A 20,707-nucleotide genomic window follows, 5' to 3' on the forward strand; every position below is an offset into this window, starting at 1 on the left:
ACGGGGCTCTATTACTACGGCTATCGCTATTATCAATCCTGGGCCGGGCGATGGCTGAGTACCGACCCGGCTGGCACGGTGGATGGACTGAACCTCTATCGGATGGTCAAGAACAATCCAGTGACTTGGCGCGATGGTGACGGTCGAGAGCAGGCGGTGGGACCGTTGGCCCCGGATGGCACGCCGCTGGCAAAACTATTCGAGTCGGGGGATATCGTCTATGGATTGGACGCACCGCGTAAAAAAGCGGTTGCAGCCCTTGAGGGAGTGGGTGTGAAAAGAAAAGAGGCAAAGGCCTCTCCGACGGGGATGTTACGTCTTTTTAAAAAGAAAAAAGAAAGAAGTAATATTGTTATTCAAAATGATATTACCGACGCTGTCTGGGATCCTGGAAATCCTACCCAATATGCACAAGATAAGGATATAAAAAACCACCTGCATGATTTTAAGCGAGGTATTTCGTTTAGGGAATTTCTCAAAAGTCATGCAGCCTATAATGTCAAAGAGCTGGAGGGCGCGAGACAGCTGAAGGAGAACCCAAGTTTAGTCATGAAACTGGGACCAGAACTATGGAAAAAAACCAGTAAGGCGGGGCTCGCGTTTCAGTTGCTCGATCAGAAAAAAACTGTCCACTTCGTGGTGGACATTATTGAAGATACGCTTGCCGGCGTGGCATCAAAAACGAAAGGCCCCGGTACCAGTATCACGTCGAGTGAGCTTCGCTGGCTATATCGCCACCGAGCGCTACCGGAAGTTCAAGCCAATCTGATTTTCTACCGGGAGGGAAAGAAAATCTCCCAAGACGAAATATTTGGGAGGCCTGAATGGGAGAATTACAAGCCGAAGAACAGTACAAGGCGAGCAGGCGTATGACTCACCAATAACCATTGCCTGGCGTGTGATTTAGGCTTTGTACGAAATATGTCCGCACTCGCCCATACTGGGTTGAAACGGGGCTCGGAATGCTCATGTACTCTAGTACACTGCGCTTGCTCGCTCCGTTTCGCCTTGTCTGGCCTTCGCGCGAACACATTTCGTACAGATCTAGGGTGGGAGGCTCAACGCGCCTGCCCCGAGCGTTTTTCCCGCAACGCCTTGGCAACCTCGGCCTCGACCTTGTAGGCCGGGCCTTCGAGGTCCTCGTAGTTGCGGGTGTACCGCCGGGCAAATTCCTCCACGCCCAGCTCTTGGTACTGCTGCACATGCTTGAGCTCGTGGGCCCAGAGCGCGACGTTGTCCTCGGCGTCCTGGGCGTGGCGGAAGATGATCGTGTCGACCAAGGTCACCGCGTTCACGTCCGGGTTTTGCAGCAGGGCATTGGCCGCGCTGACCTGCTGCTCGTCTCCCACCCGATAACGCGCTGCATCGAGCACGGCAAAGTCATACCAGGGCTCGAGTTGGGCGCGGATGTGCAGGGGAATCGGCTCGGTGCCGTTGGTGGTGGCTTCGTCGCGGGCTTGGCGCAGAGCGAAGGCCAGGCTACCGGAGGCCATGAGTTCGACATCCTTGAGTACCTGGCCGGCCTGGCCTGGGTCGATAGGTGCGCAGAAACAGCCCATCAGGCACACCTGGTACTGCCCTGGCGGGCAAGTGTTCTCGGCTAATGCCGGTAAGGCGAGCGCCAGGCCGAGCAACAGGCTGGCGCGTTTCATCCAGAGGTTCCCGTGGCCAGGAGCTGCTCGATGCGGCCACGCTCCCAGATACTCAGCAGATCGGTGGGGTTGGTGCCATAGCGGTGCCAGTCCTGCAGGCCGGCTTCATGGCCGTCGGGCGTGCGGCAATGGCTGCACTGGACCAGCCCGTCGGCGTCCAGCAGCAAGCGCAGTTGCCAGCCATCGATACGTACGTCGACCTGCCCCTCGGGGGTGCGGGCCAACACCTGCAGCGCATGGACACCCAGGGCGGCGTCACGCAGGCGCTGGCAGGCTTCTCGGCTGTTGGGCGGCAGCACGGCGGATCAGAAGTTGGCCGGGGTGTTGGCGCTGATGATCTCGGCCTCGTCCGGGCCGATGTTCTTGAAACTGTGCGGCAGGGTGGTGGGGATGTAGTAGCCATCGCCTGCGTTGAGGACACTCACCTGGCCATCGACCCACAGCTCGATGGTGCCACGGGTGACCAAGCCACATTCTTCGCCTTCGGAGTGCACGATCGGTTCGCCCGAATCGGCGCCCGGTGCGTACAGCTCGCGCAGCATGCGCATCTGCCGGCCGGGGACGCTGGCGCCGACCAACAGCATGCGCAGGCCGTTGCGGCCCAGGTCGGGTTGCTCGCCGCCGCGGAACACATAGCGCTCTTCGCGCACCGGCTCATCGAAGCTGAAGAATTCCGCCAGGGACATGGGGATGCCTTCGAGCAGCTTTTTAAGGGAACTGACCGACGGGCTGACGCGATTCTGCTCGATCTGCGAGATCGTCGAGTTGGTCAGGCCGCTACGGCGGGCCAGCTCCCGCTGGGAGAGGTTGTTGCGTTCACGCACCAGTTTGAGTCGTGTCCCCGTGTCCATAGCCGCCTTGTTAGATAGAGAGGTGTCAAAAATAATGGGCGACGCATTAAAGCACACTCTGGACGGCAACGCGCTGTGCTTGTCAGTGACGTTTATCGGCGGGTGTCGGCCATAGCCCGACCAGTAGCAACAGCGCGGCTACCGCCGCGAAGGGCAGGGATGGATCGACCGCATAGACCAGGGTGCCGGCCAGCGGCCCGAGCACCGCGCCCATGCCCTGGGCTGCGCCGATGGACCCCGCGGTGGCGCCTTGTTCGGTGGCATGCATGGCGTTGGCCGCCAGTGCCGAAAACGCCGGGAAGACAAACCCCATGCCAGCAGCTGCCACGAAGAATGCCCCCCACAGCCACGGCGCGGTGCTCGCCAGGGCGGCGCTGGCAAATCCCAAGGCCGAGACCGTGGCGCCCACGCGGATCATCTTCAGCGGCGGCCATTCGAGCTTGCGCAGTAGTACCTGGGCCAGTATCAGCGCGACACCTACGCAGGTGAGGGCGATGCCTGCGGCCTGCGCCGCCTCGACCGCGGCCAGGTGCAGGCGGTCGAGGGCAAAGAAGCCCACGGTGATCTGCGAGACCGTCACGCTGAACATGGCGCTGAAGGCCACCAGCAACGGGCGACGCAGGCGCGGATCGCGCAGCCGCACCGGGCTAGGCGCATGGCCATGTGCCAAGGGTTGTGGTTTGAGTTTGAACAGCAGCACGAAGAAAGCGCTCGCCGGCAACAGCGACATGACATAGAACGGCATGCTCAGGCTGTGGCGAGCCAGCAAGGCGGCCAAGGCCGGCCCCAGGACCAGGCCGACGGCGTTGGCTGCGCCCAGCGAAGCCATGGCCCGGGCCCGGCGTTGGGGTTCGACATGGTCGGCGATCAGGGCGTTGGCCCCTACCGGTAGTGCTGCATAGAACGCACCGATCAGACCGCGCGTGAGCATCAGGCCGATGAAGGCCAGGGTCGCCCCAGGCATCCAGCGCAGTGCACCGTCGATGAACAGGCACAGCGACCAATACGAAAGCGTGAACCCCGCGCTGCCCAGCAACAGGATACGTCTGCGGCCATAGCGGTCGGCGGCGCGCCCCCAAGGCCGGGCCAGCATCACCCAGACCACCCCTGCCACGGTCACCGCTGCACCGGCCTGCCAGGTAGCCATGCCCAGCTGGCGGGCGATCGGGCCGATCAATGCCACGAACGCCATCATCGACAGGGTGCACGCGCCGCTGATCAGCAGCAGCGGGCGCAGATCCAAGGTCGCAGGGGGAATCAGGGCAGCAGGGTCCTTTGCAGCGGTCATGGGCAGTCCAGTCGGTTGGAGGTCAGGGGCCAAACTGGCCCGCAACGCTCATTCGCTGCGGCGCACTGGGCCAGGCCACATGCTACGCAATACGCCGTCCCGGCGCACCCAAGCGTGCATCAATGCGGCCCCCAGGTGCACCAGGATGGTGGCGAACAACAGGTAGCCGGCCCAGCCGTGGGCCCGACGCAACACCGCGTACAGCTGCAGATCATGGGGGGCGATGGCCGGCAGTTGCAGTGGGCGCGGGTAGTCGCCGGCCGAGAGCATGGCCCAGCCCAGCAGCGGCATGGCCAACATCAGGCCATACAGCAGCAGGTGGGAAGCGCCGGCGGCCAGGCGCTGAACGGGCGGAATGTCCCTGGGCAGCGGTGGGTGAGGTAGGGTCAGGCGCAGGGCGATGCGCAGCACCACCAACACCAGCAAGGTCAGCCCCGTGGCCTTGTGCAACTCGACCAGCAGCGGATGGCGTGGCGACAGGTCGCCGACCATGCTCACGCCGATGAACAGCATCGCCAGGATCAGCACGGCCATCAGCCAATGCACCAATCGGGCGAGGGGATGGAAGACGGTGACGGTCATGGGCGTGCTCCGGTAGCGAGAGACTCGCGGCTGCGGCGGTTGAAAGACTCCGAGTACGCGGCCGAACGAGCGGCCAGGATCGGGTCGGCGGAGGGCTCGATGCCCTTGGGCAGGATCAGCGGGTCGAAGTTGATGTCACGGCACGCGCCTTGTTCGGGCGCATCGACCTGTTCGACGACCAGGGTGCCGGCCTCGATGCTGCGCCGCTCGGCAGGCCAGGGGCGAGAGGCGTCATCCACTGGGTCGCCGGGTTCGGCGAGCACCAGGCGCAGCGTCCAGCGCAGCGGGCCTTGCGCCAGGCGTCGCTGCAGGTCGTGCTGCAGGAACTGCTTGTCATCGATTTGCGTCGGCAGCGCTACGAACGGGGTTTGCGGTTCCAGCTGCCAGCGCACCGGATGGCTGATGCCGCCGCGATCCTTAAGCAGGAAGGCATTGATGCTGTGGTATTGGGTGCTGGCGAAGCTGTCGCTGGGTTTGTAGGTGGCGGCCCATTGACGGAAGGCCGCGCTTTCGGGGTGGGCCGCGAAGAAGGCCTGCATCTTTGCAGGGTCGGGCTTGCCGGTGGCAGGGGTTGGCGCCATGGCCAGGACTTGCTCGTAGAACGCTTGCGGCGTGCCGATTGCCAGCACAGGCGGATTGTTCATGCCGGTCCGCCAGATCTGCCCGTCATCGGTGCTGAACTGCAGGGCCAGGCTGCGTACCGGGATGCTGGTGTCCGGGGCGAACGGGTTGGCGCCGCCGATGGCGAAGCGGCCAATGACTGGCACGCGGGGCTGGCTGAACACCCGTGCACTGGACAACGGCTCGGCGAGCCCGCTGCTCTGGAAGTAGCCGCTGACGCACAGGCCTTTGGCGTGGTTCTTGCGATAGCCGGGGTAATGGCCGGCCTGGGCTTCGAAGGTGTCGATGATGCGTTGGGGCGTCAGCGCCGGGGCGCCGATCCAGCCGGCGGCATAGGCAAAGCCGGCGCCCAGGGCCAGCAGGGCCGCGCCGATGGCCGCCAGGCGCAAGGCCTTGGCCGGGCCGTACAGAGGAGTGGTCATGGTCAGGTTCCACGCAGTGAATGAGCCGGTACGACGGGCTGGCGAGAGATTTATTCCCCGCTATGGGAATAAATGTCGTGCCAGTGCGTCTGCCCCCTTAGACTGACCATCAAAGGGCCCGGGACCTGACCATGCATGACCTGGATGAACACCAATGGCGCGAACTGCTGCAGCGGCTGCGCCGCTTCGCGTTGTGGCTGTGCCGTGAGTCGGGCAGCGCCGACGATCTGGTCCAGGCCACTGTCGAGCGCGCCTTGCGCCGCAGCGGGCAGCAGCGTGACGCCGACAGCCTGCGCGCCTGGCTGTTCACCATCCTTTATCGCCTGTTTCTCGACGGCAAGCGCCGCGAGCGCCTGCATGCCCGCTGGCTGGCCTGGTTCGGCCGTGGCCAGGAGGAAGCGGTGGGCGGCGAGACCGAGCGCATCGTCATGGCCCATGCCGACCTTGCGGCCTTCGCCCGGCTGTCCACGGAACAGCGCGCCTTGCTGTTGCTGGTGAGTGTCGAAGGGTTGAGCTACAAAGAGGCCGCCCAAGCCCTGGGCATCCCCATCGGTACGGTCATGTCGCGCCTGTCACGCGCCCGAGCCGCCCTGCGCGACCTGACCGAGGGCGACCCGACGCCCCCAGCCTTGCGGAGACTGAAATGACCCCGTTGATCCCCACCGAACATGAGCTGCATGCCTACATCGATGACCGGCTCGACCCGGTGCGCAGAGCCCAGGTGCACGCCTGGTTGGCAGCCAATCCGCAGGAGGCGGCGCGGGTGGAGGCCTGGCGCAACGACGCCCGGCGCCTGCGCGCGGCCCTGGCCGGATTCGGGCAGGCCACCACCACGACCGACCTGGATCTTGGGCAGTTGAGGCGACGCTTGCGTCAGCGTCGCCAGCGGCAGTGGGCATCGGCTGCGCTGCTGCTTCTGGCGCTGGGCGTGGGTGGGTTCGGTGGCTGGCAGGCCCGCGAGGCGACGCTGGTGGCCGATACCCTGCCGATGGCCGACGCCGTGCAGGCCCATCGCCTGTTCGCAGGGGGGACCCCGCTGGATGTCCAGGCCGGCGACCCGCAGCACCTGCAGGCCTGGCTCGAGCGCCATTTCGACCGCGTCGGACAGTTGCCGGACCTTGGCGCCTACGGGTTCCAGCCGGTGGGCGCCCGGCTGCTGAGCAACGAACAAGGCCCGGCGGCGCTGCTGGTGTTTCAGGACAACAAGGGAGAGCGGATCAGCCTGTTCCTGCGCTCGCCCAGCGAGCGCTATGCACGTATGCCCAGCGGGCAACGGACTGAAGGGCAGCTTGAAGCGCGCTACTGGTCTCATGGCGCCTACAATTTCGCCCTGGTTGGCGCGGCCGATGATGCACGTGCCGATCGATTGCGGCAGGCGTTGGGCGTGAGCCTTTAGTCGCTGTCGCACCAGACGTAACTATGTAACGCGTGTACCTGGACCGTCCTCTCTAGCCTCACCGCTTCGTTTATCGGTGAGGGAATTCGCGGTATGGGAAACGTCAGTGACAACGCGCAATCGACGGCCATGGACATGATGGCCATTGCGCAGCAGTTCCAAGATCAACTGATTGCCAAGCGCTTGCCTGATTGGATGGGCAAGGTCCGGGTTTCTGATTTCACGCTCCTGCGGGAGGCGTTGGTCAATGGCCTGCAGAGTCGTCGGCAATTGGCCAAGTGTTGGAGCAAGATTGAAAGCCTCGACAGCTTCTGCATCACGCGCCTGAACACCGCGCTGCAAGAGAAATTCAACACCGGTCTGGATGCAAAGCAGCACTTCCTGCGCCAGTGGTATACCTACACGAGCCCCGAGCACAGTTACTACACCAGCCATTACCCGACGCCGGCGAGCGACTACTTCGACGTGTCGTTGCTCAGCGCAGCAATGTCCAACTTCAGCGAGGCTCAGGCTGCCGAGGGCGGGCAGCATGCGCGTAACACGCTGGTCGATGGGCCGGGTGCCGCGCTCACGACACCCTCGGTGCCGGCATTCGCCACGTTCTGCCGTGAACTGGACTTGGGGGGGCAGTACCAGAGCCATCTTGAAGCAGTGCTTGAGGCCAAAGAGCAGAAAGACGCGCAGAGCTGCAAAGCCTTGCTCAAAGCGCAATACCGCTCAAACCTGCTGGTGGACGCCTTCAAGGCCCATGCCGAGGGTGTGCTCAGGGACGCCGAACTCGAACTGATCATCGGTTTGTATACCGACGGTAAGCTCGGGCGGCTCGAAGGCGCACCGGTGGTCGCCAAGCAGCTCAAGGCATTCAACTGTCACCTTCAGCAGATCGTGGTGTTGGACGTGATCGACGAAGGCTTGCTGCTCAACAGCAGCAAGCGGGTGCTGGTGTATATCCCAGGGGACCGACTAGGTGCCTGGTGCGTCGCCAAGAACCTGGAAGGCTTCGCCAGGAAGATTCTGGGCAAGCGCCTGCGCAAGGACGATTACCGGCAGTTCTTCGAGCGTTTCGTCCTTCAGCGCGACCGCGCCGGATTCTTTGCCGCTGTCCAACAGCGGGTGGACGGTGTGGCTGACTGGGCCACGCGGGAGTTGGACCAGCACATGAAGGTCTACCCGACGCCTTTGTTCGACCATTTGGCGACGATGCGCATCCAGCAAATCAAGGACGACGCGGCCGTGTTCGCCACACCTGTTGCGCGCATCGATGGCGATGTCGCGTTGGCCAAGAGCGAGCGTCGGCATGCGCAAGGGATGGCCCTGCTGGCGCTCGCAGGGCTGTTCATCCCGGCGATCGGCGCGGCGTTGTTGGCGGTGATGGCCTGGGAGCTGCTCAGCGAGGTATTCCAGTCGGTCAAGGACTGGCGGGAGGGGGACACCAATGCGGCTCTGGACCATTTGGTGAACGTAGGCAAGGACGTGGCCCTGCTGGGGGCCACGGCTACCGGAGTGGCGGCGGCGCGAACGCTGTGGACGCGCAGTGACCTGGTGGACGGGCTGGTACCTGCGATGCTTGAAGATGGCAGCGAAAAACTTTGGAACCAGGATCTGGCGCCTTACGTCAGCGAATCGCCACCTGCGCAGGCGATTGTCGATCAAAGCGGGGTCTACCGCCTGGGCGAGCAATCGTGGATCGAAATGGAAGGGTATTACTACCCGGTGTACCAAACCGAAAGCGAAGATTGGTACCTGGTGCCTTACGAAAATCATGCCCCACTGCTCGAACACAATGGTGCTGGCGCCTGGCGGCTGTGGAGCGAACGGCCCGCGGAATGGCGAGGCACCGAGCGCATGTTTCGCAGGCTTGGCGTCGCGTATGCAAGCCTGAGCGATAAGCAGATTGGGCAAGTCTTGCTGGCCCACGGCCTCGAGGAAGACCACCTGCGGGCTGTGCATGTCTTTGCCAACGCTCCTGAAGCAGAGTTGACCGATACAGTGAACCGCTTCGTGCTGGCCAATCGCATCGTTGAGCTCAGGAGTCGCTTGCAGCAAGGACGGCAGGTGATGGACAAGGCACTGCTTGAAGAAGCGTTGAAGCTGCCCGGGGCAGCAGGGCTTGAGGGCGAGGCTCTGGCCGAGGTGGTCTGGGAGCAGCGACGGTTCTTGTTGCAGAGCCTCTACGATGAGAGCAACGCAAGCGAAGATGTTTCGGTGCAGGCATTGCGCAGAGACTTCCCCAGCCTGCATCGGCTTGCTGCCGAGCAGCTCCTGAGCGAGGCGAGCGATGGAGACCGTGAATTGCTGGAACAGACCGGGCGGGTACCTTTGTCGATGGCGCAGGTTGCCCGGCAAAGGGCGATGCGTATCCGGGTGGCACGGGTATTCGAGGGGCTTTTCATCGACACGCCGCAGACGCTCGATATGGCCCGTGGTGTTATCAAGCTGATCAATAAACTGCCAGGTGCGCCTCAGGGCCGGCACTGGGTGCTGTTCGACGGGGACGGCCTGCTGGCGCATCACTCTGCAAACGAGGCCGTCGAGACCCTCCACCTCAGCCATCAGGAAGGCGTGTTCGTATTGCGCAATGAGCGCGGCGATGCGCTGGATCAACCTGGCGAGTTATTCGATGTGTTGGCGGACCTCTTCACCCAGGCGCAGCGGGACGCGATGAATATTGGCGAGCCGTTCGCCCAAGAGCTTCGCAAGGCGTTGGCGAGGGACATAGCCTCGCGCCGCCAGGAACTGGCCGAGCTGCTGGACCGAGAACAGCCCACGCCTTCCTTCCTGCTACCTTTTCGCCTGGACGATGGCCGGGTCGGCTACCCCTTGAGCGGAGGCCGGCGGCTCTTTGGTTTCGGCAGCCCCCGTTCGCTGAGAGCCAAGCTTCGCTACCTTTACCCCAGCTACAGCGATGAGGAAATCCAATACTGGCTGAGCGCTATGCTCGGGCGTGGCGAGAGTTTGCACAGCGTGCTCGACAATTTGGAGAATCAGCATGAACTGTTAAGCAATACCTTGACGACTTGGCAGCGCGAGGGGCTTGTGCATTTTGAATACAGTTCGCGCTATCACATGCGCAAGGAGCTCATCCGTTGCTGGCGCCAATTGATACCCGAACAACCCAAACCGTTGGAAGATCAGTCGTATTTCAAGTTTTCCCTGGGTGGCTTGGATGTGAGCAAGTTGCCGGACTTGCCTGAGCCGATCCGTTTTCCGCATGTCACAGCGCTTGACTTGCGCTCGATGAATTTGAAAGGCCTGCCTGATGGGTTCCTTCGCGCCTTTGATAATCTGATTTCAGTCGAAATCACTCACTGCAAGCTCAGGCGGTTTCCTCCGATGAGCGGACTGCGACAGCGCCTGAGAATTATTGATTTTTCCGACAACAAAATTCGTCTGGACGATGAGCAAGTCCAGTTGATCAATGAATGTGAAAGGTTGGAATACCTGAACTTGTCACGTAACTCGTTGCAGCGCCAGTTTTCGGTCGAAGGTATGCCAAGATTGCTGACACTGATACTACGTAATGCTGGTCTACACGATATGCCCCTTGGTGTAGCGTCCCATCAGACCCTGTACGAGTTGGACATGGCGGGCAACACTCTAAAAGCACTACCGGAAGGCTTGTACGGATCCTCACTGTGGGAACGAGGCAGAGTGCGTTTTGACAGGCAAGCATTAGGCTTGTCGGACAACGAAGGAAGCGCTTGGTATCGACCGGACGATGGCAGGGTTCCGGTACGTTTGCTCTGGCTGGATCGTGTGGATGCCGAAGACCGGGAAGAAATGGCGCGGCTTTGGCACGCGCTGGTGAACCATTCCAATTCTGCGAATTTCATCGATCTGATGCGGCGGCTGGTGCAATCTGAAGAATTCGCTCATGACAACACTGCCCGCGCCCTGGCCTATCGCATCATGGACATGCTTGAGGTCATTGAAACGAACGAAACGCTAGGCGAGGAAATCTTGCCAATGTCGGAGATTCGCACCTGTGGTGACAATGCCCTCCTGCGTTTTACTGACCTGGAGACCCATGTGCTGGCATGGGAGGCAGAGCACGGTGAATATGAAGTCGACCCAGAGCCTGAGCTGTTGCATCTAGGAGGCCAGCTCTGGCGGAAAAATGCCTTAGATGATTACTCCCGTTGGTATGCCATACGGATGCCTGGGCCTATGGACCAAGTGGAGGTGGTGCTCGCGTTCCGGGTGCGTTTGTTCAAAGACCTGGACCTGCCGGGCAAACCCAGCCAAATTCGCTTCGAGCACGCTGCCGGGAATATTGACGAGGGCGTCAAGGATGCTCGCAGGAGGATCTTGGCCTCGCAGAGCGAAGATACGCTCGCACTGTGGATGGTCGGGCAGCGCTTCTGGACCAAGTATCTGGAGCGCGCCTATGGCTCTAAATTCAAGCTGCCGCGACATTTTCGTGACAAGGAGCGGGCCTTGGGCAACGACGAAGATAGTCTGCGAGCGCTTGAGGCGCTTCAAAAGGATGTAGACCAATGGCGGCTCGACCAACGCTTGGCGTTGACCAAGGCGGCAATGCGCCGCTTGACGTGGCATTGGCAGATCCCGACTCCAGGCCAGCCGGTTTAGCCCAGCGTACGCTCCAGCGCGCCCAGTAACAGGCTCTGCATCAAGGCCAGCCCTTGGTCGCTGTCCAGCTCCCGCCCGCGCAGCAGACCGGGTAACTGGTTGAGCAAGGTGGCCAGCACATGCCCGGTGGCCGCCAAGGCTTGGCCTTGCAGCCGGGCCTGTGGCGCGATCAGGTGCAGCAGGCCTTTCTCGTAGCGGGCCCGCGTACTGGCCAGGCGGGCTTGCTGGTCTTCGCTCAAACAGCAGAAATCCCGCTCGGCCAGACGAAACTGCAGGGGGCGCTCCTCGTGCAATTGCCAATGTGCGGCAATCAAACAAGGCAGCACCGCCTGGCCGCGAGCGAGAGCGCGCCGGCCTTGGTCGAGGGTTGCCTGCAGCTCTTCATAGAGCTCCTCGATCAAGTCGAACAAAAGGTCCTGCTTGCTGGGGAAATGGTGATACAGCGAGCCTGCGGTCAAGCCCACATGGGCCGCCAGCTCGCGCATGCTGACCTGGCCAAAGCCTTTTTCGGCAAAGAGCGCCATGGCCTTGTCGCGGCGCTCTTCGAAGTTCGCACAGCGTAGGGCGGCAGTGACTGGCATGGCGCTCGCTCCCGATCAGTAGGTGAAGAAACCGCGACCGCTCTTACGGCCCAGGTAGCCGGCGGCGACCATTTCCTTGAGCAGCGGGGCAGGGCGGTACTTGCTGTCGTTGAAGCCCTCGTGGAAGGCCTCCATGATCGCCAGCAAGGTGTCCAGGCCGATCAGGTCGGCCAGGGCCAGCGGGCCGATCGGCTGATTGCAGCCCAGGCGCATGCCGGTGTCGATGTCCTCGGCACTGGCCAGGCCCTCCTGGCGGACGAAGATCGCCTCGTTGATCATCGGCACCAGGATGCGGTTGACCACGAAGCCCGGGCGGTTGCCGGCGGTGATCGGCGTCTTGCCCAGTTTTTCGGTGACCACCAGGGCCTGGGCATAGGTACTGTCGCTGGTTTGCAGGCCGCGGATGATCTCCACCAGGGCCATCATCGGCACTGGGTTGAAGAAGTGCACGCCAATGAAGCGCTCAGGGTGCTCGATGCTGGCCGCCAGCGCAGTGACCGACAGCGACGAGGTGTTGGTGGCGATCAGGCAGTCGCTGACGACGTTGGCCGCCACCTGCTTGAGGATGCGTTGCTTGAGCTCCAGGTTCTCGGTGGCCGCTTCGATCACCAGTTGCGCGCTGCCCAAGTCGGCATAGTCGGTGCTGGTGCGGATGCGCGTCTTGGCCGCCTCGGCCTTGTCGGCTTCCAGTGTGCCTTTGTTGACCTGGCGCTCCAGGTTCTTGCCCAGGGTGGCCACGCCACGCTCCAGTGCCGCCTGCGAGACGTCGATCAGCAGGACCTGGTAACCGGCCACCGCGCACACCTGGGCAATACCGTTGCCCATGGTGCCGGCGCCGATCACGGCGATGTGTTGAATGCTCACGTTCAGGCTCCTCAGACGCGCTCGAAGACAACGGCGATGCCTTGGCCGCCGCCGATGCACATGGTGGCCAGGGCATAGCGGCCCTGGGTGCGTTGCAGTTCATGAATGGCCTTGGTGGCGATGATCGCTCCGGTGGCACCGACTGGGTGGCCGAGGGAGATGCCCGAACCATTGGGGTTGACCTTCTCTGGATCGAAGTCCAGCGCGCGGGCCACGGCGCAGGCCTGGGCGGCGAAGGCTTCGTTGGACTCGATCACGTCCAGGTCGCTGATGCTCAGGCCGGCTTTTTCCAGCACCTTGCGCGTGGCCGGGATCGGGCCCAGGCCCATCAGCTCCGGCTCGACACCGGCGTGGGCGTAGGCCACCAGGCGTGCCAGAGGCTTCAGACCCAGGCGGCGAACCGCATCGCCGGTGGCCAGGACCAGGCCGGCGGCACCGTCGTTGATGCCACTGGCGTTGCCGGCGGTGACGCTACCGTCTTTCTTGAACACCGGCTTCATGCCGGCCAGTTGCTCGGCGGTCACTTCGCCACGTACGTGCTCGTCGGTGGCGAACTGCACGCTACCTTTGCGGGTCTTGAGCTCGATCGGCACGATCTGGCTGTCGAAGCGACCTTCGGCGATGGCGCGGGCGGCGCGGCGCTGACTGGTCAGGGCCAGTTCATCCTGCATTTCGCGCGTGATGCCATGCTGGGCGGCGACGTTCTCGGCGGTGATGCCCATGTGGAAGTGCTCGAAGGGGTCTTGCAGCACGCCGACGGTGTAGTCGATGCCCTGCAGGTCACCCATGCGTGCGCCCCAACGGGCTTGCGGCAGCAGGTAGGGGCCACGGCTCATGGATTCGGCGCCAGCGGCCAGGGCCACATCGGTGTCGCCCAGCAGCAGGGTCTGGGCGGCCGAGACGATGGCTTGCAGGCCCGAGCCGCACAGGCGGTTGACGTTGAAGGCTGGGGTTTCCTTGGGCACGCCCGCGTTCATCGAGGCGACGCGGCTTAGGTAGGCATCGCGCGGCTCGGTGGGGATCACGGTACCCATGACCACATGGCCGATATCGCTGGCGGCGATGCCCGAGCGCTCGATGGCGGCGCGGGTGATGGCGCTGGCCAGGTCGGCCAGTGGCAGGTCCTTGAGAGACCCACCGAAACCACCGATGGCCGAACGGACTGCACTGACGACGTAGATTTCTGCGTTGCTCATGGAAGGCTCCGATTGCGAAGGCATGGCGGGACCGGCACAGGCTCTGAGAGAATGGCCGGCGTTCCCGGAATGGGTCGAGTCTAGGCAACCGCCCAGGCTTGGCCTATGCCGGATCTGTTCAGTAAACCTGGCATTTTTTGCCACCCAGCATAGACAGTGAAAACCAGCCATGCGCGATAGCGATTCGGTCGCGGTGTACTTTCTCAACGCCATGCTCCATGCCCTGCGCGAGCGCCCCGCCGAACGCGATGCCTACCTGCGTGGCGTGGGGATCGACCCGGCACTGCTCGAGCAGCCTCAGGCCAGGGTGCCGGCCAAGGCATTCGCCCAACTCTGGCTGCAGATGATCCATGTGCTGGACGATGAGTTCTTCCACCTCGACAGCCATGGCATGCCCTTGGGCAGCTTCGCCCTGATCTGCCGGGGGCTGATCCAGGAGCCCACCCTGGAAAAGGCCTTACGCCAATACCTGGGCAATTTCGCGCTGTTCCTGCGCGATGTGCGCGGTACGTTTTCGGTGCGCGGCGGGCGGGTGGTGATCAGCGTGCAGTCGAGCATCAACGATCCGTTGACGCGGGTCTACGCCGAAGAAACCTACCTGGTGCTGGTGGTCGGATTGCTGTGCTGGCTGGCCGGACGGCGCATCGCGATCGACCGTACCGAACTGGCCGTGGCGCGCCCGGCCCAGGAGGACGACACCTTGTTGTGGGGCCCGGACCTGCGGCTGGGCAGTGGGCGTACGGAAGTGGAGTTCGACAGCGCTTACCTGCGCTTGCCGGTGGTGCAGGACCTGGCCGCGCTGAAGACCTTCCTGCGCAGTGCGCCCCAGGGGTTGGTGATTCGTTTTCGCAACCAGAACGGCCTGGCAGCGGTGGTCTATCGCCATCTGCGTGCCCGGCGCTACGGCCAATGGCCGACCCTCCAGGCCATGGCCGAGCAGCAGGGCATCAGCGCCAGCACCTTTCGCCGGCAGCTGGAGCGCGAAGGGCGCTCCTACCAGCAGATCAAGGATGAAGTGCGCCGTGCCATGGCGTTCGAACGTTTGCGCGAAGGTGTGCTGAGCATCGCCGAAATCGCCGAGCAGACCGGCTTCCAGGAGCCCAGCGCCTTCCACCGCGCTTTCAAGAAATGGACCGGTTACAGTCCGGGCAGCTATCGGGCGCGATTGGCCGATCGCACCCGCTAGGCGCTGTCAGTCGCGCAGCTCCCGTGCCAGTGCTTTGACCCGGGTGAGGTCACCCTTGGCGACCTTGGCAACGCGCTTGCCATAGTCGGGGTCGGCCTTGTAGAGGAACGACAGGACGATGTGCTTGCTGTCGTCATCGGCCCCCGCCAGGGACTGGCCAAAACTGTTCACCAGGTCGCGCTGCTCCTGCTTGCTGTAGGACCGGTACAGCTCACCGGCCTGCTTGAAGTTCTGCTCCCGTGTGATGCCGCGTTGCTGGGTGCTGCCAGCCAGGGGTAGCTGGCTGTAGCGCGCCGACTCGGTGCTGGTGCGCGGCTGCAGGCGGCTGGGCGCGTAGTTGACCATGCCTCGGGTGCGGCCGTTGTCGTGGGCTCCGTCCTGGTTGCCGTTGTTCACCGCGGCCCGTGGCTGGTTGATCGGCAAGCGGCCGGCATTGGCGCCGACCCGGTACATCTGGGTGTCGGCGTAGGAGAACAGGCGTCCTTGCAGCAGGCGATCCTCGGAAGGCTCGATGCCCGGGATCAGGTTGGATGGGGCCAGCGTCACCTGTTCGGTTTCCTGGAAGAAGTTGTTTACGTTGCGGTTGAGCACCATCTGGCCGACACGGCGCTGCGGCACATCCGGCCAGATCTTGGTCGGGTCCAGCGGATCGAAGTCGAAGGCTGCCAGCTGCTCGGGCTTGAGCGTCTGGATGTAAAGGTCCCATTTGGGGAACTCGCCACGGCCAATGGCAGCGACGAGGTCGTGGGTCATGTGGTTGAAGTCCTGGCCCTGGATACGCTCGACCTCTTTGGGCGCGAGGTTTTCGCGGCCTTGCAGGCTTTTCCAGTGGAACTTCACATAGGTTACTTCGCCCTGGGCATTGACGAACTTGTAGGCATGTACGCTGTTGCCGTCCATGTGCCGGTAGCTCTTGGGGGTGCCGTCGTTGGAGTACAGCAAGGTGAGGGTGCGGGTGGCCTCGGGCATGTGCGAGAACAAGTCGAAGCGCCGGGCGTCGTTGGCCAGGTTGGTGCGTGGATCGGGTTTGAAGGCGTGGACCATGTCGGGGAACTTCATCGCATCGCGGATGAAGAAGGTCGGGAAGTTGTTGCCAACCAAGTCCCAGTTGCCGCTGCTGGTGTAGAAACGGGTGGCGAAGCCGCGAGGATCGCGTAGGGTTTCCGGTGAGTGCAGACCATGAACCACCGAGGAAAAACGCACGAATACGGGCGTTTTCTCTCCCGGCGTGAACAGCCGGGCCTGGGTCAGTGTGGAGAGATCTTCGAACGCGGTGAACTCACCATGGGCACCCGTGCCACGGGCATGGACGACGCGTTCAGGAATACGTTCTCGGTCGAAACGTTGCAGCTTCTGGATGAGCTGCACATCCTGGAGCAGCACCGGGCCGTTGGCGCCGGCGGTCTGCGAATGCTGGTTGTCGCCAACCGGGGCGCCGTTGTCGCGTGTCAGGGGGGCGGCATGCAGGGTGGCGCTGGCAAGCAACGTCGCACCGAGCAGACGCCCGACGATGCGGGTGGGTCGGGTTGCGGGCATGGAAAGGTACCTGAGGGCTATTGATCGGGTGATCGATGCTAGGGGTACACATCCACGCTTTCAGTCGGTGCGAACGTTGTTTGTCGTGGCTGTTTTCAGGGCAGAGTGTCAGGCCGGGACCATGGCAAAGCCTACGCCGAAGCGGTTCCAGGCATTGATGGTGGCGATGGCCAGGGTCAGGTTGGCGACTTCGGCAGGCTCGAAGTGTTCCAGCAGGGCTTCGTACTCCGGCTGCGGCGCGCCGCGCTCGGGCAGGCGGGTGAGGCATTCCAGCCAGGCCAGGGCGGCCCGTTCGCGTGGGGTGAAATAGCGTGTTTCCTGCCAGGCGCAGAGGGTCTGCAGGCGAGCCTCGGTCTCGCCAGCCTTGCGCGCATCGTTGGCGTGCATGTTGACGCAATAGGCGCAGCCGTTGATCTGCGAGGCGCGCAGGCGGACCAGTTCGAGCAGGGAGTTTTCCAGGCCGCTGTTGGCGAGGGCTTGCTCCAGGCCGATCATGGCTTTGTAGGCTTGCGGGGCGTGCTTGGCCCATTCGATACGTTCGTGCATGGCGGACTCCGGTGTAAGGGGGATCACGTTTGCCGGCGCTGAGGCAGCGCCTGGCCTTGGTCATACGTTAGCGCTAGGGCACGAAGGGCCCGATAGCCAATCCTGTGCTTTGCCAGGAGGCCAATGAGCTATTCAGGGGGCCACTGACCTGCATCCAATCTCTTCATTTTTGCTGGCGCCGCCCAGCCGCGATAATGAGACGGTCTTGCACCAAGAGATTTCCTACGATGTCCGATGAACGTTTCATGCGCGAAGCCCTCGACCTGGCCCGCGCCAATATCCAGGCCGGTGGCCGGCCATTCGGCGCCGTGCTGGTGTATCAGGGGAAAGTCCTGGCGCGTGCCGTCAATGAAATCCACAGCACCCAGGACCCGACCACCCACGCGGAAATGCAGGCGATCCGCAAAGCGGCCCAGGCCCTGGGGCAGGCGCGTCTGGACGGCGCCGAGATCTACGCCAGTGGCCATCCGTGCCCGATGTGCCTGGCCGCCATGCACCTGTGCGGCATCGAGCGCGCCTGGTTCGCCTACGACAACGACGAGGGCGAGCCCTATGGGCTGTCCACCGCAGCGGTGTACGCCCAGATGGCCCACCCACCCCAGCAGCAGAGCCTGCCTCTGCGGCCACTCAAACCCGCCGGCGAGGCCGACCTGTACCTTCAATGGATGCAGGCGCACCAGGGATGAGAGGCGCACTGAACCTATTGCTGGTGCTGTTGCTGGCACTGAACCTGCGGCCGATCCTCACCAGTATCGGGCCGCTGCTCGAACCCATGCGCGCGAGCACCGGCCTGGGCTACCAACAGGCTGCGCTGCTGACCGCCTTGCCGGTGCTGTGCATGGGCCTGATCCCGTTGCTGCAACCCTGGCTGCGCCGTTGGTTGAGCGAGCATGGCGGCATGCTCATGGGCCTTGCGGCAATCGCCCTGGCGTGCCTATGGCGTCTGCAACTGAACAGCGCCTGGGCGCTGATCGCCAGTGCCGTGCTGGCCGGGCTCGGCGTGGCTGTGGTCCAGGGCATGATGCCTGGGCTGGTCAATCGCTGGTTCCCCTCGCGCCTGGCGACCACCATGGGCCTGTATTCGGCGGCGTTGATGAGCGGCGGAGGCTTGGCGGCCGTGCTTGGCCCGTCGATCAGTGCCGTGACCGGGCGCTGGCAGGTTGGCCTGGGCGTCTGGGCGCTCCCGGCGGTGCTGGCGGTATTGGCCTGGCTGGTGCTGCGACCACGGCACAACACGCCGAAACTCGCCGGTGGCGGGGGCGGGCATTGGTTCGGCAACCGCCGGGCTTGGCTGCTGGCCAGCTACTTCGGGCTGATCAATGGCGGCTACACCAGCATGGTGGCGTGGTTGCCGGCCTACCACATCGAGCACGGCGGTACCGCGCAGGGGGGGGGTGAGCTGGTCGGGCTGATGACGATCTTCCAGGTCACTGGCGCCTTGGGGCTGCCGCTGTTGCTGCGCAGCCTGGCGGACCGTCGCCCGGGCCTGTGGCTGGCGCTGTCTATCCAGTTGGGGGGCTTTCTTGGCCTGCTGCTGGCGCCGACCTTGGCCATGGGTGTGTGGGTGGCGATGATCGGCCTGGGCCTGGGCGCGTGCTTCAGCCTGAGCCTGACCCTGACTTTGGAACATCTGCGCAAGGACCCCGCTCAAGCCGGCAGCCTGGCCGCGTTCGTGCAGGGCATCGGGTTCATCATCACCGGGATCATTCCCTACCTGACGGGGTGGTTGCGCGATATCAGTGGCGATTTCCAGGCCTCCTGGACCTTGCTCACCATCACCGTGGTAGCGATGCTGTTGGTCACGGCGCGCTTCGCCCCGCACGGCTATGTCGCCGCCATCGCTCGCCCCGGTCAACCGGCCCAGGCAGCGGTCAACTGAGGCCTTGCAGGGTATCGCGCACGCGGTCCAGCGCGGTGTCGATGTCCAGCAACTCGATGGCCCCGAAGCCCAGCAACAGCCCCGGACGCACCGGGGCCTCGCTGTAGAACGGGGCCAGCGAATACAGGCCGACCTCTACCTTGCGCGCCAGGCTCACCAGCAAGTCCACATCGACCTCGGGGCTGGCCAGGGCGCTCAAGTGAAAGCCGGCGTTGGCCGGTACGGCCGTCAGCCAGGGCGCCAAGTCACCGCCCAGACGGGCCAGGATTCGTTCCCGGCGGGCGCTGTACACCTCATGGCAGCGGCGGATGTGCTTGTTCAGGTGACCTTCACTGATGAAGCGCGCCAGCGCCCATTGCTGCAGGCTCGGGCTGTGCCAGTCGGTCAGGTGCTTGGCCACGCACGCGGCGCGTAGCACGCTCGCAGGCAGCACGGCGTAGCCCAGACGCAGTTCGGACAGCAATGTCTTGGAAAAGGTGCCCACGTAGGCCACCAGCCCATGGCGGTCCAGGCGCTGCAGGGCATCGCTGCCCGGCCCCTGGTAGCGGAACTCGCAGTCGTAGTCGTCCTCGATGATCAATGCCCCCAATTCGGCGGCCCGCGTCAGCAGGGCGATGCGCCGGCGTTCGCTCATCGGCATGCCGAGGGGGAACTGATGGGACGGTGTCACGTAGATCAGCCGCGTGCCGTCGGCGATCTGTTCGACGCACAGCCCTTCGTCATCCACCGGCACCGACTGCAGGTGCGCGCCCAGCGCCAGAAACAGCTGGCGCGCGGGCGGATAGCCGGGGTCTTCCATGGCCACCTGGCAGCCGGGTTCGATCAGCACCCGGGCGATCAGGTCCAACGCTTGCTGTGCACCGTTGCACACCATCACGTCGGCCGCGCTGCAATGCACGCCACGGGCGAAAGCGATGTGGTGGGCGATGGCTTCGCGAAGTTCCGGCAGGCCTTGAGCGTCGAACTGGCGTTGGGTGTGACGTTGGCTTCGGCGCAGGGCGTATTGAAGGCAACTGCGCCACTGATCGAACGGGAACTGCGCCTTGCTCGATGCGCCACCGACGAAGTCGTAGCGCGATGGGGTTTCGAGGGCTGGCCGGGAGAGCACCGTGGCCCGTTGCTGCCAGCGCGCCACGGACGCGGCGGCGGCCAGGGGAATGGCCTGGGCCTGGATGGCTTGCAAGGGGCGTTGCGGTGTCACGAAGGTGCCGCGACCGACCACGCCGCTGAGCAGGTTGTCGTAGGTCAGGCGTGAGTAAGCTTCGGCGACGGTCTTGCGGGACACGCCCAGTTGTTCGGCGAGCAGGCGAGTGGGGGGCAGTTGGGTGCCGGCGGCCAGGTGACCGCTGTCGATGCTGGCACGCAGTTGCTGATAGAGCTGGTCGGCCAGGCCTTTGCGGCCTTGCAAGCGGATGTGCAGTTCCATGGGGCTGTCCGGGGTGGTGAGAGGGCAAGCTTCGGGGTTTGTGGGGCTGGCTGCAAGGGCGCGGGCTGCAGGGCAGTCCTTCACGGGTAAA

General features: G+C 63.6%; 19 protein-coding genes. 7 read left to right on the forward strand and 12 right to left on the reverse strand.

Going from position 1 to position 20,707, the window contains the following annotated elements; genetic code table 11:
- A partial coding sequence (locus tag HMPREF3173_RS24730; RefSeq protein ID WP_305885083.1) for an RHS repeat-associated core domain-containing protein occupies positions 1 to 873 on the forward strand: 873 nt, incomplete at its 5' end.
- A 185-nt stretch (positions 874 to 1,058) separates the two neighbouring features.
- Here HMPREF3173_RS24730 and HMPREF3173_RS18145 read toward each other — a convergent pair.
- The 6 genes from HMPREF3173_RS18145 to HMPREF3173_RS18170 form a co-directional block, all read right to left on the reverse strand.
- A complete protein-coding gene (locus HMPREF3173_RS18145; RefSeq protein ID WP_070575214.1) occupies positions 1,059 to 1,652 on the reverse strand; it encodes an eCIS core domain-containing protein in 594 nt (197 codons plus the stop codon).
- Positions 1,649 to 1,951, reverse strand: coding sequence for a DUF7693 family protein (locus HMPREF3173_RS18150; RefSeq protein WP_334280632.1), 303 nt, complete (start codon positions 1,949 to 1,951; stop codon positions 1,649 to 1,651). Before HMPREF3173_RS18150 ends, HMPREF3173_RS18145 begins: the two co-directional genes overlap by 4 nt.
- A 6-nt stretch (positions 1,952 to 1,957) precedes the next feature.
- Entirely contained in the window at positions 1,958 to 2,503 is a 546-nt protein-coding gene (locus HMPREF3173_RS18155) for a cupin domain-containing protein (RefSeq protein ID WP_043214747.1), read from the reverse strand.
- A gap of 82 nt (positions 2,504 to 2,585) precedes the next feature.
- Positions 2,586 to 3,791 (reverse strand): MFS transporter, encoded by a 1,206-nt coding sequence (locus HMPREF3173_RS18160; protein WP_070575216.1) that lies wholly within the window; start codon positions 3,789 to 3,791, stop codon positions 2,586 to 2,588.
- Positions 3,792 to 3,839: 48 nt separating this feature from the next.
- A complete protein-coding gene (locus HMPREF3173_RS18165) occupies positions 3,840 to 4,373 on the reverse strand; it encodes a cytochrome b (protein ID WP_070575219.1) in 534 nt (177 codons plus the stop codon).
- Entirely contained in the window at positions 4,370 to 5,422 is a 1,053-nt protein-coding gene (locus HMPREF3173_RS18170) for a catalase family peroxidase (RefSeq protein WP_070575221.1), read from the reverse strand. The genes HMPREF3173_RS18165 and HMPREF3173_RS18170 overlap by 4 nt, the downstream gene beginning before the upstream one ends.
- A 125-nt stretch (positions 5,423 to 5,547) precedes the next feature.
- Between HMPREF3173_RS18170 and HMPREF3173_RS18175 the strand changes: the two genes are divergently transcribed.
- The 3 genes from HMPREF3173_RS18175 (at position 5,548) to HMPREF3173_RS18185 (ending at position 11,402) form a co-directional block, all read left to right on the forward strand.
- Positions 5,548 to 6,063: a sigma-70 family RNA polymerase sigma factor gene (locus HMPREF3173_RS18175; RefSeq protein WP_070575225.1), complete on the forward strand. Its 516-nt coding sequence runs from the start codon at positions 5,548 to 5,550 to the stop codon at positions 6,061 to 6,063.
- On the forward strand, positions 6,060 to 6,812 hold the full coding sequence (locus HMPREF3173_RS18180; RefSeq protein ID WP_070575228.1) for an anti-sigma factor family protein: 753 nt from the start codon (positions 6,060 to 6,062) through the stop codon (positions 6,810 to 6,812). Before HMPREF3173_RS18175 ends, HMPREF3173_RS18180 begins: the two co-directional genes overlap by 4 nt.
- A 93-nt stretch (positions 6,813 to 6,905) precedes the next feature.
- On the forward strand, positions 6,906 to 11,402 hold the full coding sequence (locus tag HMPREF3173_RS18185) for an NEL-type E3 ubiquitin ligase domain-containing protein (protein WP_070575231.1): 4,497 nt from the start codon (positions 6,906 to 6,908) through the stop codon (positions 11,400 to 11,402).
- On the opposite strand, the gene HMPREF3173_RS18190 is transcribed toward HMPREF3173_RS18185, so the two are convergent.
- Genes HMPREF3173_RS18190 through HMPREF3173_RS18200 form a run of 3 tightly spaced genes read right to left on the reverse strand, consistent with a single transcriptional unit; the run spans position 11,399 to position 14,043 of the window.
- A complete protein-coding gene (locus HMPREF3173_RS18190) occupies positions 11,399 to 11,983 on the reverse strand; it encodes a TetR/AcrR family transcriptional regulator (protein WP_070575233.1) in 585 nt (194 codons plus the stop codon). The genes HMPREF3173_RS18185 and HMPREF3173_RS18190 overlap by 4 nt on opposite strands.
- 15 nt (positions 11,984 to 11,998) lie before the next feature.
- Complete coding sequence (locus HMPREF3173_RS18195; RefSeq protein ID WP_070575236.1) at positions 11,999 to 12,847, reverse strand: 3-hydroxybutyryl-CoA dehydrogenase; 849 nt, start codon at positions 12,845 to 12,847, stop codon at positions 11,999 to 12,001.
- An 11-nt stretch (positions 12,848 to 12,858) separates the two neighbouring features.
- A complete protein-coding gene (locus HMPREF3173_RS18200) occupies positions 12,859 to 14,043 on the reverse strand; it encodes an acetyl-CoA C-acyltransferase family protein (RefSeq protein ID WP_070575239.1) in 1,185 nt (394 codons plus the stop codon).
- Between the two features lie 169 nt (positions 14,044 to 14,212).
- On the opposite strand from HMPREF3173_RS18200, the gene HMPREF3173_RS18205 reads away from it, so the two are divergent.
- Entirely contained in the window at positions 14,213 to 15,229 is a 1,017-nt protein-coding gene (locus tag HMPREF3173_RS18205) for an AraC family transcriptional regulator (RefSeq protein ID WP_070575242.1), read from the forward strand.
- A gap of 6 nt (positions 15,230 to 15,235) precedes the next feature.
- Here the strand turns inward: HMPREF3173_RS18205 and HMPREF3173_RS18210 are convergent, their stop codons facing one another.
- Positions 15,236 to 16,765, reverse strand: a complete 1,530-nt coding sequence (locus HMPREF3173_RS18210) for a catalase (protein WP_083300090.1) — start codon at positions 16,763 to 16,765, stop codon at positions 15,236 to 15,238.
- Between the two features lie 108 nt (positions 16,766 to 16,873).
- A complete protein-coding gene (locus tag HMPREF3173_RS18215; RefSeq protein WP_070575245.1) occupies positions 16,874 to 17,311 on the reverse strand; it encodes a carboxymuconolactone decarboxylase family protein in 438 nt (145 codons plus the stop codon).
- 227 nt (positions 17,312 to 17,538) lie between these two features.
- Between HMPREF3173_RS18215 and HMPREF3173_RS18220 the strand changes: the two genes are divergently transcribed.
- Both HMPREF3173_RS18220 and HMPREF3173_RS18225 read left to right on the forward strand, forming a co-directional pair.
- Positions 17,539 to 17,997: a nucleoside deaminase gene (locus HMPREF3173_RS18220; RefSeq protein ID WP_070575247.1), complete on the forward strand. Its 459-nt coding sequence runs from the start codon at positions 17,539 to 17,541 to the stop codon at positions 17,995 to 17,997.
- Positions 17,994 to 19,190, forward strand: coding sequence for a cyanate transporter (locus HMPREF3173_RS18225; RefSeq protein WP_070575250.1), 1,197 nt, complete (start codon positions 17,994 to 17,996; stop codon positions 19,188 to 19,190). Before HMPREF3173_RS18220 ends, HMPREF3173_RS18225 begins: the two co-directional genes overlap by 4 nt.
- Here the strand turns inward: HMPREF3173_RS18225 and HMPREF3173_RS18230 are convergent.
- Positions 19,183 to 20,616, reverse strand: coding sequence for a MocR-like pyridoxine biosynthesis transcription factor PdxR (locus HMPREF3173_RS18230; protein WP_070575253.1), 1,434 nt, complete (start codon positions 20,614 to 20,616; stop codon positions 19,183 to 19,185). The two genes, HMPREF3173_RS18225 and HMPREF3173_RS18230, sit on opposite strands and share 8 nt — an antisense overlap.
- Between the last annotated feature and the right edge of the window lie 91 nt (positions 20,617 to 20,707).

Origin of the sequence: Pseudomonas sp. HMSC08G10 (genome assembly GCF_001808425.1) — a bacterium.
GTDB classification, from domain to species: Bacteria; Pseudomonadota; Gammaproteobacteria; order Pseudomonadales; family Pseudomonadaceae; genus Aquipseudomonas; species Aquipseudomonas guariconensis.